This window comes from Alteromonas sp. AO-Serp, from assembly GCF_017849675.1.
GTDB classification, from domain to species: Bacteria; Pseudomonadota; Gammaproteobacteria; order Enterobacterales; family Alteromonadaceae; genus Alteromonas; species Alteromonas macleodii.
Window position 1 is genome coordinate 1 of the sequence record NZ_JAFLMX010000321.1, and the last position, 14235, is coordinate 14235.

Here is a 14235-nt window from a genome sequence, read left to right on the forward strand (position 1 = left end):
ACAAAGAGTAAAAGGCTTCCATAACGACCCCTTCGGGCAGCGCCTTTGTGCCATCTATACTGCGTTGAATGTTTTCGATTTAGAACCACTAAACCGTCAAACATCCGCCTTGTCTAGATGGCACACAGACCGCTGCAAAAATGTACAACAAAGGTCAACGATGGAATGGTCTCCCCCCTCAAACGGCATCGCAATGTGCCAAACTTGGAATTGAACAATCAAGTTAACAAGGTGAGGAGACCCAAATGGATATTACAACGATTGGGCTGGATTTAGCAAAAAGTGTGAGTCATGTGGTGTGCTGTAATCAGGCAGGCAAGATTGTGCGAAAAAAAATGTTGAGACGAACTCAGATACTGCATTTTTTTAGTGAGCTACCACCCTGTTTGGTGGGGGTTGAGTCATGTGCCAGTGCGCATTATTGGGCAAGAGAAATAGCGAAGTATGGGCATCAGGTAAAACAAATCGCACCACAGCATGTAAAAGCGTATGTGCGAGGTAATAAGACGGACTTTAATGATGCGCTGGCGATAGCAGAAGCGGTAGTGCGCCCCGAGATGCGGTTTGTGCGAACGAAAACGCAAACCCAACAAGATATTCAGGCATTACACGTGATGCGTAAGAAATGTGAGCGGGATAGAACCGCCAACAGTAATGAAATACGGGGATTGCTCAATGAGTACGGAATAATTGTTCCGGTAGGCATAAACCATGTGTATAAATCACTGCCTGAGTTGTTTGACCGGCAGGTTGAGAATGGTTTGAGTGAATTGTTCAAAGAACTGTTAGAGCGACACTATCAAAAGCTTGTAGAGCTGGATGAGCACCTGGACTGGTATACAAAGAAAATTAAACAACTAAGCCAACACGAAGCTTGTAGACGGCTACAAAGTATTCCCGGAGTTGGTCCAATTATAGCCAGTGCGCTTTATCAACATATCGGCAATGGCAGTGAGTTTAAGAATGGTCGGGCAGTTTCAGCATCACTGGGGCTGGTACCCAAACAACATAGCTCAGGGGGCAAGCATAATTTACAAGGGATTAGTAAGCGTGGAGATAGCTATCTAAGAACCTTACTCATTCATGGTGCCAGGGCTGTCATGCGAGTGAGTAAACATAAAGAGACGCCATTGTCTCAATGGATAAAGCGAATAGAGCAAACGCGGGGGAGAAACAAAGCCGCGGTTGCACTGGCTAACAAGTTGGCCCGAATAGCTTGGGCACTATTAGCACAAGGTGGCGATTATCAGCCTGAGTTGACAACCGCTTAAGTTGATAATGAACCAGTTCACTCCCAAGGATTGCTGAATAAACATAACGTGATGACAATACGGTTAAACCGACATATCGAAAACCTGATAGGGCCTGTGGATTTTAATCCGTGTCAACGATAAGGACGATATGGGCGAAGTTCATCGAGGCTCGAAGTGAAAATACTTCAACGAGAAGCCGGATATACGGACGCAAACCATTTTAGTCAAAACAGCATGTTTACTCTTGCAATAATGGGGGAGACCATATACAGGCCCTAGAAGTAGCAAATCAACTTTTCGTCCACAAATTTTAACCAGTATGCGTTATAACTACAGGCCTTTTAAGTAAACGTGTGGTGTCGTGTAGGCTGGAATTTGTTAAGTAGACTGTGTACGACATAAATAACGCACAGGCTAAGTGCAATAGCTACGACTACCGATGAAAAGCGATACAGCGCACTATAAATAATATCCTGTTGTGGAGAGAGTGACTGGCCGTACAAAATGCCAAACGTGGTAAGTACGCCAAAGCCCGTGCCAGCACCACCACCGCTAAGCACATGCTGGCGGCTGATGAAAAATACCAATATCCATAAGCTGAAACTTGCGAAAAACAACGTGTCACTGTAGTTGAGCAAAATGAGCTGGGCGAGCAGGGCAAGATTACATCCAATTAGCGTGCCCAGCGCTCGCTGCCAGCCACTCAATGTGGCTCCTTTCCAACACAGTGGAAAAAGAATCAATACACTTGCTGCTTGTGCTGATATCGAATCTACTAAGTCGAAGGTTTGAAATACAGCAAACGATAGCGTGGCGACAGTGGTGCATAATATGACTTCGTGGCGAATACTTGCTTTATCTTTTGCCGCTTTGGGTAAAGGCGTGCGCGGCTCCTCATCGGGAAAAACAATATGCAAAGCGAATGCAATTATCAATGCCAACAGAATTGCACCGATGTTTGATATCACTAATGCGTAGATATCTATTCCATCGCTGCTGTAGCTGGCAAAGTGTAGCTGCAGCGAAAGTCCTACAAGGGAAAACGCACCGAATAAATACAGCGTACCTTTACTCATTTGCCAAAACAGAAAAGCGAAAGTGATGGCGATTAGCGGCGTGATCAGCAATGGGTGGCTTCCGAACAAGCCGTATACCACTAAAACAGCCGCCGCCGGAAAGATAGTTGCGGCAAGAAATTGTCGAATAATGTGACCATTTAAAACGGCTACCAGTCCAAGCAACAAAATAGGGTACAAGGTAAAAAATATCGGATTAGGCCAATCCAGCGCTTTCGATATAGCAAAGCCCAACGTGGCGCCGGAGGCGATCCTAAGCATCTGCTGGACATCATTTTTACTTAGCTGTGAATCCATAATTTAAGTCTAGTAAATGAAGTGCAGCAGGCTTATAAAGTGAATTTGAATGTTCGCTGCCACACTTTCAATAGGGTTGTCTGGAACTATCTGCACGGTAGCGCGAGCGCCACTGGTGAGGTGGCTTAACGATATTTCTTGTTCTACAAGCTTAATGTGGACACGTTGGCGCTGTGCATCTCGTACCCATCGATTCGACTTTTCAACGCTTGCAAGGGTGCCGTTAGCGGCAAGTTGGCCGTCGCTTACACCAGCTTCAAATTCTTCCACTTTAGCTTCAAATACTTTACCCGGTAGTGCATCAAAAACGACGTTAGCGCGAATGCCTTCTCTTACATTGGCGAGTGATTTCTCTCGAAAATCTGCAACCACATCTAGCGTGTTATCGACAACTGAGGCAAGGGGCGTACTTTGTTTAGCATAAGTGCCTTGAGTTACCTGCATGTTTGCCATTATGCCGTCATGCGGTGCTTTAATTTTGGTATAGGCTAAGTTCAACTCTGCCCGTTTAACCGCATTTACCGCTTCTAGATATTTTAGGTTTTTGTCACCTTGCTTACCTCTTGCAACAACTTGCTGGTTTAGATCGGCTTCAAGCGCACTAATTTCAGCTTCAGCGCTTTTAAGTTGCGCATACGCTTTGTCCACGTTTTGTTGAGATACCGCTTTAGTTTGAACTAAGGAATTGAGTCGTTGAAATTCACTGTTGCGTTCGTCGTAAACCGCCGATGCAGCCTCTATTTTGGCTCTAATTGCTTCCGCTTTCGCATCTATCTGAGCATTCTCTAACTCTACATTTGCCAAATCAATTTGCGCCTTTTCAAGGGCAATTAGGTAAGGTGTCTCATCAATGACAAATAAAACCTGCCCTTCCTTTACGGTTTGGTTATTTTTGACAAGCACCTCATTTATCGGCCCATTTATCTGAGGAGAGATTTGCGTGACCTGATGATAGACTCTCGCCTGTGGTGTCATTGGCATGCGTATATCTGCAATAATAAAGTAGATAAAGCAGATGGAAAAAGCGACCAAAGCCAGCTTTATGTACCTAGCAAATTCCTGATCTGGGGTTCGTTGACTCACTTAAGTGACTCCAATAATTTTGCGGCATTAACTTCAATTTTTTGAACACATTTAGCCATAATGCGTAACTCTTCTTCAGATACTCCTGCGTACACTTCATCTCGCAGCGCCATCAATGTACTTTCGATATCATTCATTCGACCTTTGCCCATATCTGTGAAGTAAAGTAAGCGACTTCGTTTGTCGTTAGTATCGGTAACGCGTTTGATTAACCCGGTAGTTTCGAGCTGTTTAATTGTGCGAGTTAAGCTAGGCATTTCTATTTCCAAGCTTTCAGCCACCATCTGTTGCGTACAGCCCTCACCAAGTAATGACATGTGAATCATTACGCGCCATCTAGACTCTGTAAGATCGAGATGAGCGACCGATTCAGTGACAGTTCTTCTGCACTTTTGCGCAGTGCGGGCAAAAAGCGCAATAAGTTGAAGTGGCATAGGTTCTGAAAATGACATGTAAAAACCGTTGATTTATTTAGCATGCTAACTATTTTATTTGTTTAGCATGCTAAGTAAATGCCATTGAGATGAGAAAGAGATTTTGCAAGTTGAGCGTGAATTGAACGGGTGAAGGCTCTCCATCGAGCAGGAAAATGGGGCTATTTGTCTTACGGTGCCTGAAAATCAGGCATACTCTCTCAGTCCTTTTTAAGTTAATACAGCCTTTGTGGTGTGATTAAAGCGTTAATAACGACTTTAGCTTTTTGAGATATCGACGGCTCACGGGAACTGATACCAATTGCATTAATTAGTTGACCAAGTTTATCCACTCTCTCCAACAGAGAGTTTTGACTCGCTCAACATCCGCAATGAATGTATTCCAGGCGCGAGAGACCTGTTCTACTATTTCTTCGTAACCTCGAAATACTCGGTTGGATAAGCAACGCTGCCGCAGCCATTGCCATACCTGTTCCATCGGGTTCAGCTCCGGAGAATAGGCTGGGAGTTTTACGAGACTAACGTTGGTAAATGGGCTGGCCGTATCGAATGTATGCCAGCCAGCGCCATCCACCACAACAACGGCATGACGTCCAGGCTCTGTCGCTTCGCTTATCAATTTCAGATGCTGCTTCATCACCTCTTTATTGACAAGAGGGCTGATAAGCGCCTGGGTATTGCCATTGCTCGGACACACCGCACCAAAGATATAGCCATAATCGAATTGCTGTTGCTTTACCACTCTTGGTCTGCTGCCCTTCGCAGCCCATATTCTGGACGTCTGATTTTGCTGACCGAATCGTGCTTCGTCCTGGAACCATACATCAACGCGATCTAGCGGAAGGTGACCCGGAGTGTGAAGGATCGTTTCCAACTGGAAGTTTTTTAAAAGTATCTTGGGTTTGCTGTGATTGTTTAGGGTGTTTAGAGCGACTGGTTATCCAACTGAAACCGAGCGCATCCATGACGCGGTAGACGTTTCGCAACTGATAGTCGATTTGGAAGGTGTCGCTAATGTATTGTCGTACATCCTGTGCAATCAAACGACCTCCCTCCTTTTTAACCGCGTTTTCTTCGATAAAATGTGCGACCTGTTCTCGCTGAGAGACGGAGAGCTGGCAGGGTCTACCCGGGCTAGGTTTGGATTGCAGGCCTTCAAGTCCGTAAGCCAGGTAGTTGGATACCCACGTATTAACACTGCCTCTGGCAACCCCAAGGTAAGCGGCTATCTGAGTACGCGTTTCCCCTTTTTTGAAATGATATAACGCTAAATAGCGGGTACGCAGTCGCCCGTTGGAGGTATGCTTTGCTAGTTGTTTAAAGTCGTCGGCTGTATGCATATGAAAATCACTCAAATATGAATAGCGCCATTAGATCAAACTTTTAAGTCAATTGGTATGAATCTCCCGTCTTCATTAGGAGCGTAGCAAGGCCATTATCCAAGAGTTTAATTTCCGCAACGCATGATAACCTCACCAAGTATTGCCGGTGACACCGAACAAGCGCGGTTCTCTCTTCTAAGGTTTTCAATGTGAGCTGCGTGTCTGCTTGTTGTTCTAGCGATCTAACATGTACGCCCGCCACATCGCTGTAAGCAAACTGAATATCAGATTCGGGCAGCAGTAATATGCGCTGATGACCTACGCAAGGAATATGTACTAATGTGGGGGAGGCAACGGCGTCAATGTCAGTTTGGGGCTGAGTTCTCTTTTTAAGCCTGGCGAGTGTTTTATCAAGCCGCTCTGGTTCCACAGGTTTGAGCAAGTAATCAAACGCGTTATCTTCAAATGCCTGAAGGGCATACTGTTCAAATGCGGTGACCAGCACAACATAAGGCATGGTGTCTAAATCAAGCATAGCCAGCATATCGAGTCCAGAGAGCTGGGGCATTTCTATATCAAGAAATATAACGTCCGGACAGTGTTGTTTAATTAGTGCCAACCCCTCTATGGCATTTGCGGCCTCGGCTAAGACTTGTACTTCATTGGTTTCGTTGAGTAACTGGCAAAGCTCCTCTCTGGCGAGCGGTTCATCGTCAATAACAAGCGCGCGAAATGCTGAGTTCTTAGTCATTGTTAGCCCTGATGAGAATGGTGATGAGTGTGTGGAATGGAAAAGGACATCCGAGTGAACTGGTTAGTTCGACACTCGATCACCAGGCCTGCTTGTTGACCAAACTGATGAATAAGCCGTTTATCTACAATATCCATCCCTAAACCTGCGTGTTGTTCTTTTTTGGGTTTGTACAAGCCAGCATTATCTTCAACGAGAATGTGAATGTGGTTATCTGTTGTGCATCGTACATTCAAAGTTAGATGCCCACCCTCTATTCGTTGGGCGATACCGTGTTTAACCGCGTTCTCAACCAGTGGCTGCAACGTAAAACTTGGTAGAAGCGCTGACATGGCAGCATCGTCACACTTGATGGTAACCTGCAGGCGTTCGGCAAAACGCGCCTTCTCGATTGCCAGATAAGCATTAACGTGGTCAATCTCTTCTTTTAGTGTCACCACCGCGGTGTTTTGCTTTAAGTTTATTCTAAAAAAGCGTGACAAGCTTAGCACGAGCTCTCTGGCCCTTTTGGGATCGCGACGAATAATAGCGCTAATCGTATTGAGCGCGTTAAATAGGAAATGAGGGTTGACCTGTGCATGCAGCAGCTTGATTTCAGACTGTGAGAGCAGATCTTTTTGCTGCTGATACGCGCCGTAAACAATCTGACTAGACAGTAATTGAGCGATACCTTCTGCCATTGACAGGGTAACCGTCGACATAAACTTCCGTTTGGGTTCGTAAAGCTTAATGGTACCTACCACCTCAGAGCCTGAGTGAAGTGGAATAATCAACACTGAACCCAGCGGACAATTTGTGTTTAATGTGCACTGATAAGGGCGCTCAGCGCCATCTAAATGGACTATTTTGTTATTGTTCAGTGACTCCATCGTACTTGATGACGATATGGGGGTGTTTGGTAGGTGATGATCGGCACCCGTTCCGATAAACGCCAGAATCTTTTCTTTATCAGTAATCGCTACCGCACCCACATTCGTTTCTTCATAGATAATACGTGCTACTTTTTCTGCATTAACTGGGGTGAATCCAGATGTGAGCACGCCCACTGAGCGATCTGCTATGGATAGTGCACGTCGTGAAAAAGTGGCAGAGTACTTTTCAAAAATCGTTTTTTTGTCAGATAAGATACTGATAAAAAGTGCGGCCCCCACAGAATTTGCAATGACCATAGGTGCGGCTATAGCGCTGACCAGTGCGTAAGACTTTTCAAAAGGCTCGGCAACGGTAAGCAGTATAGCCATCTGAAACAACTCTGCTATGAAGGTAATGACACCAACTTTCCATGGGTTGAAAAGATCTAGACTTTTGTTCTGGCGAACATAGTAAACGTGCATGAGGCCGCCGATAAGACCTTCCAGCGTGGTGGAAATAGCGCAGGCAACATCAGTAAAACCACCCAATGAATAACGATGGAGGCCGCCGGTCAATCCTACGGCAAACCCAACTACTGGACCGCCTAGTAATCCTCCTATAACTGCCCCAATGGCTCTGGTATTGGCAATGGCGTCGTCTATTTGCAGACCAAAATACGTGCCCAGAATACAAAAGGAAGAAAAAACTACATACACCAAGTAGCGGTGTTTGCGATGAGAAGAAATGCTGAGAATAGGAAGAAAAAGCGGTGTTTTACTCAGCATATATGCGAGCACAAGATACACACACATTTGTTGAAGTAGCGAAAGTATGAGTTCCATGCTTGCCAATATTACCGCCGATTAAAAATGAGCCTCATTATAACCCATGTCAAAAGTACAAAATAAATAGCCGCCCTATATAAAGGGCGGCTCATCATATTACACGTGTTTAGTGTAGGTAGTTACGCGTCTACCGGTTGGGAAGGTTTTTCAACATTCACAGATGATGGCTCAAGCGGCGCTTCACCTTTCCCCTTGGAAATTCGAATGACGTAAACCGTGGTGATTAGCGATGCGATAAGCCCGATGGTTGTCGATACATTCATCGCCATACCGAAACCCAAGGTGTCGTTGTTTAGAATAAAGGTAACGCAAACGGCCGTCATAAATATTGCTGGTACCGTAGTTATCCAGTGCAGTTTATTATGTCTTAGTAAGTATGCAGATGCGGTCCACAGCATCATGACGGCTGTTGCTTGGTTGGCAAATCCGAAGTAGCGCCAAATTACGCCGAAATCGACTTGGGTAAGAATACCGCCAAGCACAAACAATGGGGCGGCCATGAACAAGCGGTTACGTATACCTTTTTGTTCAACGTTAAAGTACTCGGCCATGATAAGACGACTTGAGCGAAATGCGGTGTCGCCAGACGTAATAGGAAGAATAACCACGCCAAGAAAAGCCAGTACGCCACCAACAACACCTAAAAGACCGAATGATGAGGCATAGACAACGTTTCCAGGGCCACCATTGGTAATAGCTGCTGATAGTCCTTCTAAATTGTCGAAGTAAGAAAGGGCAATGGCACACCAGATAAGGGCAATCACACCTTCACCTATCATTGCACCAAAAAACACAAAACGTCCGTTCTTCTCGTTCTCCATACAGCGAGCCATAAGTGGGGACTGGGTGGCATGAAATCCAGAGATAGCGCCACAAGCGATAGTGATAAAGAGCGCCGGCCAAAGAGGCATATCATTAGGATTTAAATTCGTCAGCATATCACTTGCCGTGAATTGGCTAAGTATCGAGTGCTGGTCAGAATAGCTGGCCGCGGCTAATAATCCCACCGACATGAAAATAAGAAGGGCTCCGAAAAACGGATAAAAACGACCAATAATTTTATCTACAGGAACAATGGTAGCCAAAATATAGTAGGCAAAAATAATGGCGACCATAGTGCCAACTTCAACATGCCATGATGTCTGATCATTAACGAGATTTGTGATCATGCCTGCGGGCGCTGAGACAAAAACTACACCTACCAGTAGAAGCAGCACAATAGCGAACAAGTTCATAAAGTGCTTAGCGCCTCGGCCCAAATAACGGCCAGATAAGCTAGGCACAGATTCGCCATTGTTGCGAACTGACAGCATGCCTGAGAAATAGTCGTGAACAGCGCCGGCAAAAATGCACCCTAATACAATCCAAAGCATGGCAGCTGGGCCATATAGTGCACCCATAATAGGACCAAATATAGGGCCTACGCCAGCAATGTTCAGAAGCTGAACGAGATACACCTTCGGTGTAGACATGGGAACAAAGTCTACACCGTCTTTTTGGCTATGTGCAGGAGTGGGGCGTGCTGGTGTGACGCCAAATACCTTCTCAACAAAGGCGCCATATATAAAGTAGCCAGCAATAAGCGCGGCTACGCAAATTAGAAACAATATCACAGGGCGTTGTCCTTATTTTTATAAATAGGGTTTATAAAAAGGGTCTGTCACTTGTGTTGTAAACGGTGTGTACAACAATGTTTGAAATAGGTTAACGATGTGAAAGTGTGTATGCATGAAAAAAAGCAGTGAGTGGTCGCATAGCAAATTAAGCGGTAGGGAGTATGTAATTTCGCTCTACTGTTACGTGCAGTAAAATGCTAAAATCCGCGCAATTAATTACCAAGCCGTATCAAGCGTTTTACCGCAATACTGAATTTGCGCGGAAAAGCATTGCTTATCCGTTATGAAGCGCGCCTGTAAGTAATTGATTTGCAGGGATAATGGATAACGAAGATAAGTATTGATGTCAGATAAGAAGCTTCTAGAAGAGATTAAAAAGCGACGTACGTTCGCAATCATATCGCACCCGGATGCGGGTAAAACCACGATTACCGAAAAAGTATTGTTATTCGGACGCGCCCTGCAAACTGCCGGTACCGTAAAAGGTAAAAAGTCAGGTCAGCATGCTAAATCTGACTGGATGGAGATGGAAAAAGAGCGTGGTATCTCGGTAACCACCTCGGTAATGCAGTTTCCATATAGCGATCACTTAGTAAACCTGCTGGATACTCCGGGGCACGAAGACTTTTCTGAAGATACCTATCGAACACTGACGGCGGTTGACTCATGCCTTATGGTTATCGACGCAGCGAAAGGTGTAGAAGACCGAACCCGTAAACTTATGGAAGTCACCCGTTTGCGCGATACGCCGATTGTGACTTTCATGAACAAGCTTGACCGTGATATTCGCGATCCTATGGAACTGCTCGATGAAGTAGAAACCGAGCTTGATATCCTGTGTGCACCAATCACTTGGCCAATTGGCTGTGGTAAGAGCTTTAAAGGTGTATATCACCTTCACCGCGACGAAACTATTTTGTATCAAAGCGGCCAGGGTCACACTATCCAAGACGTGCGCATCATCAAAGGGTTAGATAACCCTGAGTTAGATACTGCAGTAGGAAGTGACCTCGCTGAAACCTTGCGTGACGAGCTTGAGCTTGTACGCGGTGCATCTAACGAGTTTGAACAAGAGCTTTTCTTGGAAGGCCAGTTAACGCCAGTATTTTTCGGTACAGCATTAGGTAACTTCGGTGTTGATCATATGCTTGACGGTTTGGTTGAGTGGGCACCTGCGCCACTTGGCCGCGAAACCGAAGAAGGGACTATCGAAAGTACCGATGGTAAGTTCAGTGGCTTCGTATTTAAAATTCAGGCCAACATGGACCCGAAACACCGTGACCGCATCGCGTTTTGTCGTATTGTGTCGGGCAAGTACGAAAAAGGCATGAAAATGCGCAACAGCCGTTTAGGTAAAGATGTGCGTATTTCGGATGCATTAACCTTCTTGGCTGGTGACCGTTCATTGCTAGAAGAAGCCTATGCCGGCGATATCATCGGCTTGCACAACCACGGTACCATACGCATAGGGGATACCTTCACGTCAGGCGATAACTACCGCTTTACGGGTATTCCAAACTTTGCGCCTGAGCTATTTAAACGCATCCGCTTGAAAGATCCGCTTAAGCAAAAGCAACTGCTGAAAGGGCTGATCCAGCTTTCTGAGGAAGGGGCGGTACAGGTGTTTAGACCGCTTGCCAACAACGATTTGATTGTTGGCGCAGTAGGTGTGCTTCAGTTTGACGTAGTTGTCGCTCGCTTGAAAGCCGAATACAACGTAGACGCGCTTTATGAGCATATTAACGTGAGCACTGCCCGCTGGGTTTACTCTGACAATGAGAAGAAGCTTGATGAATTCCGCCGTAAAGGTGAGCAAAACCTTGCACTAGATGGCGGCGATAACTTGACGTACATCGCACCTACTATGGTGAATTTACAGCTAGCGCAAGAGCGCTACCCTGATATTCAGTTCAAGAACACGCGCGAAAATTAAGCTAATAAAGATTAAACAAAGACACAATATATTATGAATATACATGCACTATTAGTTAACCGTTTCACTGAAGCTCTACAAGAAATGGGCGTAGAAAATGCGCCAGTGCCAGTTTCGCGCAGCGCTCGACCTGAATTTGGTGAATATCAGTTTAACGGCGCGATGGCGCTAGCCAAGCAGCTTAAGCAAAAGCCGCGCGATATTGCAGATAAAATTGTTGAGACTGTAAAGCTCGACGATATTGCCAGCAAGCTAGAAGTGGCGGGCCCTGGTTTTATCAACGTTCATTTAAATGACGAATGGCTGTCTAATCAGTGTGAGTTGTCGCTAACCGACCCACGTTTAGGTATCGCTAAGTCAAAAGAACAAAACATTGTTGTTGATTACTCATCGCCTAACCTGGCCAAAGAAATGCACGTGGGCCACCTGCGTACTACTATCATCGGCGATGCTGTGGTTAAAGTGCTTGAGTTCTTGGGCCACAACGTTATTCGTCAAAATCACATGGGCGACTGGGGCACACAGTTCGGCATGTTGCTTGCGCACCTTTCAGACAAGCTACAAGATGAAGTGGCTGAAACTGCACTCTCTGATCTTGAAGACTTTTACCGCGAAGCCAAAGTACGCTTTGACGAAGAAGAAGGTTTTGCCGACCGCGCCCGTGAATACGTAGTTAAGCTGCAGGGCGGTGACGCTCAGTGTCTGGCGCTATGGGAAAAGTTCATTGACGTGTCTATTGCTCACTCAGAAGAAGTGTACGACAAGCTAAACGTAAGCCTGACCCGTAAAGATATTATGGGTGAGTCGGCTTACAACGACGATTTAGCCAACGTAATCAGTGACCTTAAAGCGAAAGGCCTTGCAGTAGAAGACCAAGGTGCGCAGGTGGTGTTTATACCTGAGCTTGCTGATAAAGAAGGTAACCCTGCGGTTTACATCGTTCAAAAGTCGGGTGGCGGCTATTTATACGCAACGACAGACCTTGCGGCAATGCGCTATCGCAGCGGCAAGTTAAACGCTGACCGTACGCTGATTCTTACCGATGCTCGCCAAGCACTGCACTTCAAGCAAACTGAAATTGTGGGCCGTAAAGCGGGCTTTATGAAAGAAGAGCAAACTTACGAGCATTGCCCATTTGGAATGATGCTAGGCAGTGACGGTAAGCCATTTAAAACGCGTACTGGTGGTACGGTTAAACTGGTCGAATTGCTTGATGAAGCCGTTGAGCGTGCGGGTAAGCTTATCGCCGAGCGCGACAACGATTTAAGTGAAGACGAGCTTAAAGAAGTCGCTCACAAGGTGGGTATTGGCGCTGTGAAATACGCTGACCTATCTAAAAACCGCACAACTGATTACATGTTTAATTGGGACTCCATGCTAAGCTTTGAAGGTAACACCGCGCCTTACCTTCAGTACGCCTATACCCGTGTGAAAAGCTTGTTCAGAAAAGCGGGTGTGGATATGGCCACCATGCCAGTAGATATCAATATTGCTGAGAAACAAGAGCACGCGCTAGCTGTATTACTTATGCAGTTTGAAGAGGTGATTGGTACAGTATCTCGTGAAGCCACGCCTCATGTACTGTGTACTTACCTCTATGATGTGGCTTCAGCATTTATGTCATTCTACGAAGCGTGCCCGATGTTAAAAGACGGTATTGAGCCAGCCGTACGCGATAGCCGTCTAGCGTTGTCAGCTCTGGTTGCCAAGACGCTAGAGCAAGGATTAACCCTACTTGGCATCGAAACACTAGAAAAAATGTAGTGTTCGCGGTACAACATACATATTGATAACAAAGAGGCTGACATTGATTGTCAGCCTTTTTTTATGCGAAACATAAGCGTCAACCCTACAACGCTCGTTTGCGCTAATCGTGATCCTTATACCAGTGGGTATAGATTATTGCGTACTCAGCGAGATTTAAAATGTTCGTAATCTCGGCGTGTAACCGCAGGTACACGTGTAACAGCAGGTACAGTGGTATTACATTTCGATTAGAACCGATAGGGCGATAGCTTCCTATAAATCAGACAACTAGAACACTACTTAAATTAACGACAGGAAACTCAAATGACTAAGATCCTTGCATTTGCAGGTAGTACCCGTAAAGGTTCATTCAACCAAGCTGTTATGAAAGTTGCCGCAGAGGGCGCACGTGAAGCTGGCGCAGAGGTTACCGTTATAGATCTCGCTGACTTTCAAATGCCGTTGTTTAATGAAGATGAGGAAGCCGAGTTTGGTATGCCTGAAAAAGCACAGGCGTTCAAAGAATTGCTAATGAGCCATGATGGTTTTCTTATTGCTTCACCAGAATACAACTCAAGCTATCCCGCACTGCTAAAGAATGCCATCGACTGGGCATCGCGCATGGGGGAAGGCGAAAAGCCATTACAAGCATATCGCGGTAAGGTGGCTGGAATTATGGCTGCGTCTGCTGGTGGGCTAGGCGGCATGCGCGTGCTGGTGGTACTGAGAATGTTACTTGAAAATCTAGGTACCATGGTGCTACCGAACCAAAAAGCTATTGCGAAGGTAAATACGCTTATGGAAGATGGCGCAATTACGGATGAAAAGACGATTAAGCAGCTTAAAAATTTGGGTAAAGAAACTGCCGAGCTTGCCGCCAAAGTAAAATAGCTGAAAGTAGGTAATCAAATTTGAAGCCTACTAAATTAAGACTGGCCACCTTGTAATTGCAGTATCTACGCGTGGCTAGTCTTCGGTGAATGTTCGAGGTTTTAGTTTTGTGCACGGTTAGTTGAGGGTGCTTAAA

At 45.6% G+C, this 14235-nt stretch carries 12 protein-coding genes; 5 read left to right on the plus strand and 7 right to left on the minus strand.

The window, feature by feature from the left end; genetic code table 11:
* Together QVA83_RS20100 and QVA83_RS20105 are read left to right on the plus strand one after the other, a co-directional pair.
* On the plus strand, positions 1-214 hold a 214-nt coding region (locus QVA83_RS20100; RefSeq protein WP_287498879.1), incomplete at its 5' end, for a hypothetical protein.
* 31 nt (positions 215-245) lie between these two features.
* Positions 246-1271, plus strand: coding sequence for an IS110 family RNA-guided transposase (locus tag QVA83_RS20105; RefSeq protein WP_287498880.1), 1026 nt, complete (start codon positions 246-248; stop codon positions 1269-1271).
* A gap of 323 nt (positions 1272-1594) precedes the next feature.
* Here the strand turns inward: QVA83_RS20105 and QVA83_RS20110 are convergent, their stop codons facing one another.
* The 7 genes from QVA83_RS20110 to QVA83_RS20140 form a co-directional block, all read right to left on the minus strand.
* On the minus strand, positions 1595-2626 hold the full coding sequence (locus QVA83_RS20110) for a DUF2955 domain-containing protein (RefSeq protein ID WP_020743114.1): 1032 nt from the start codon (positions 2624-2626) through the stop codon (positions 1595-1597).
* Between the two features lie 9 nt (positions 2627-2635).
* Entirely contained in the window at positions 2636-3709 is a 1074-nt protein-coding gene (locus tag QVA83_RS20115) for an HlyD family secretion protein (protein WP_287498881.1), read from the minus strand.
* Positions 3706-4161 (minus strand): MarR family winged helix-turn-helix transcriptional regulator, encoded by a 456-nt coding sequence (locus QVA83_RS20120; protein ID WP_014948722.1) that lies wholly within the window; start codon positions 4159-4161, stop codon positions 3706-3708. Before QVA83_RS20120 ends, QVA83_RS20115 begins: the two co-directional genes overlap by 4 nt.
* A gap of 292 nt (positions 4162-4453) precedes the next feature.
* A protein-coding gene (locus QVA83_RS20125; RefSeq protein WP_287498882.1) for an IS630 family transposase occupies positions 4454-5483 on the minus strand; the annotation gives its coding sequence in 2 pieces (ribosomal slippage) (positions 4454-5030 and positions 5029-5483; 1032 coding nt in all).
* 43 nt (positions 5484-5526) lie between these two features.
* Entirely contained in the window at positions 5527-6216 is a 690-nt protein-coding gene (gene btsR / locus QVA83_RS20130; protein ID WP_287498883.1) for a two-component system response regulator BtsR, read from the minus strand.
* A gap of 2 nt (positions 6217-6218) precedes the next feature.
* Positions 6219-7910 (minus strand): LytS/YhcK type 5TM receptor domain-containing protein, encoded by a 1692-nt coding sequence (locus QVA83_RS20135; RefSeq protein ID WP_287498884.1) that lies wholly within the window; start codon positions 7908-7910, stop codon positions 6219-6221.
* A gap of 122 nt (positions 7911-8032) precedes the next feature.
* Entirely contained in the window at positions 8033-9526 is a 1494-nt protein-coding gene (locus QVA83_RS20140; protein WP_014948725.1) for a carbon starvation CstA family protein, read from the minus strand.
* Between the two features lie 346 nt (positions 9527-9872).
* On the opposite strand from QVA83_RS20140, the gene prfC reads away from it, so the two are divergent.
* The 3 genes from prfC (at position 9873) to QVA83_RS20155 (ending at position 14099) form a co-directional block, all read left to right on the plus strand.
* Complete coding sequence (prfC, locus tag QVA83_RS20145) at positions 9873-11462, plus strand: peptide chain release factor 3 (protein WP_014948726.1); 1590 nt, start codon at positions 9873-9875, stop codon at positions 11460-11462.
* Positions 11463-11495: 33 nt separating this feature from the next.
* Complete coding sequence (argS, locus tag QVA83_RS20150) at positions 11496-13226, plus strand: arginine--tRNA ligase (protein ID WP_075176176.1); 1731 nt, start codon at positions 11496-11498, stop codon at positions 13224-13226.
* Between the two features lie 306 nt (positions 13227-13532).
* Positions 13533-14099 (plus strand): NADPH-dependent FMN reductase, encoded by a 567-nt coding sequence (locus tag QVA83_RS20155; protein WP_014948728.1) that lies wholly within the window; start codon positions 13533-13535, stop codon positions 14097-14099.
* Positions 14100-14235 lie beyond the last annotated feature (136 nt).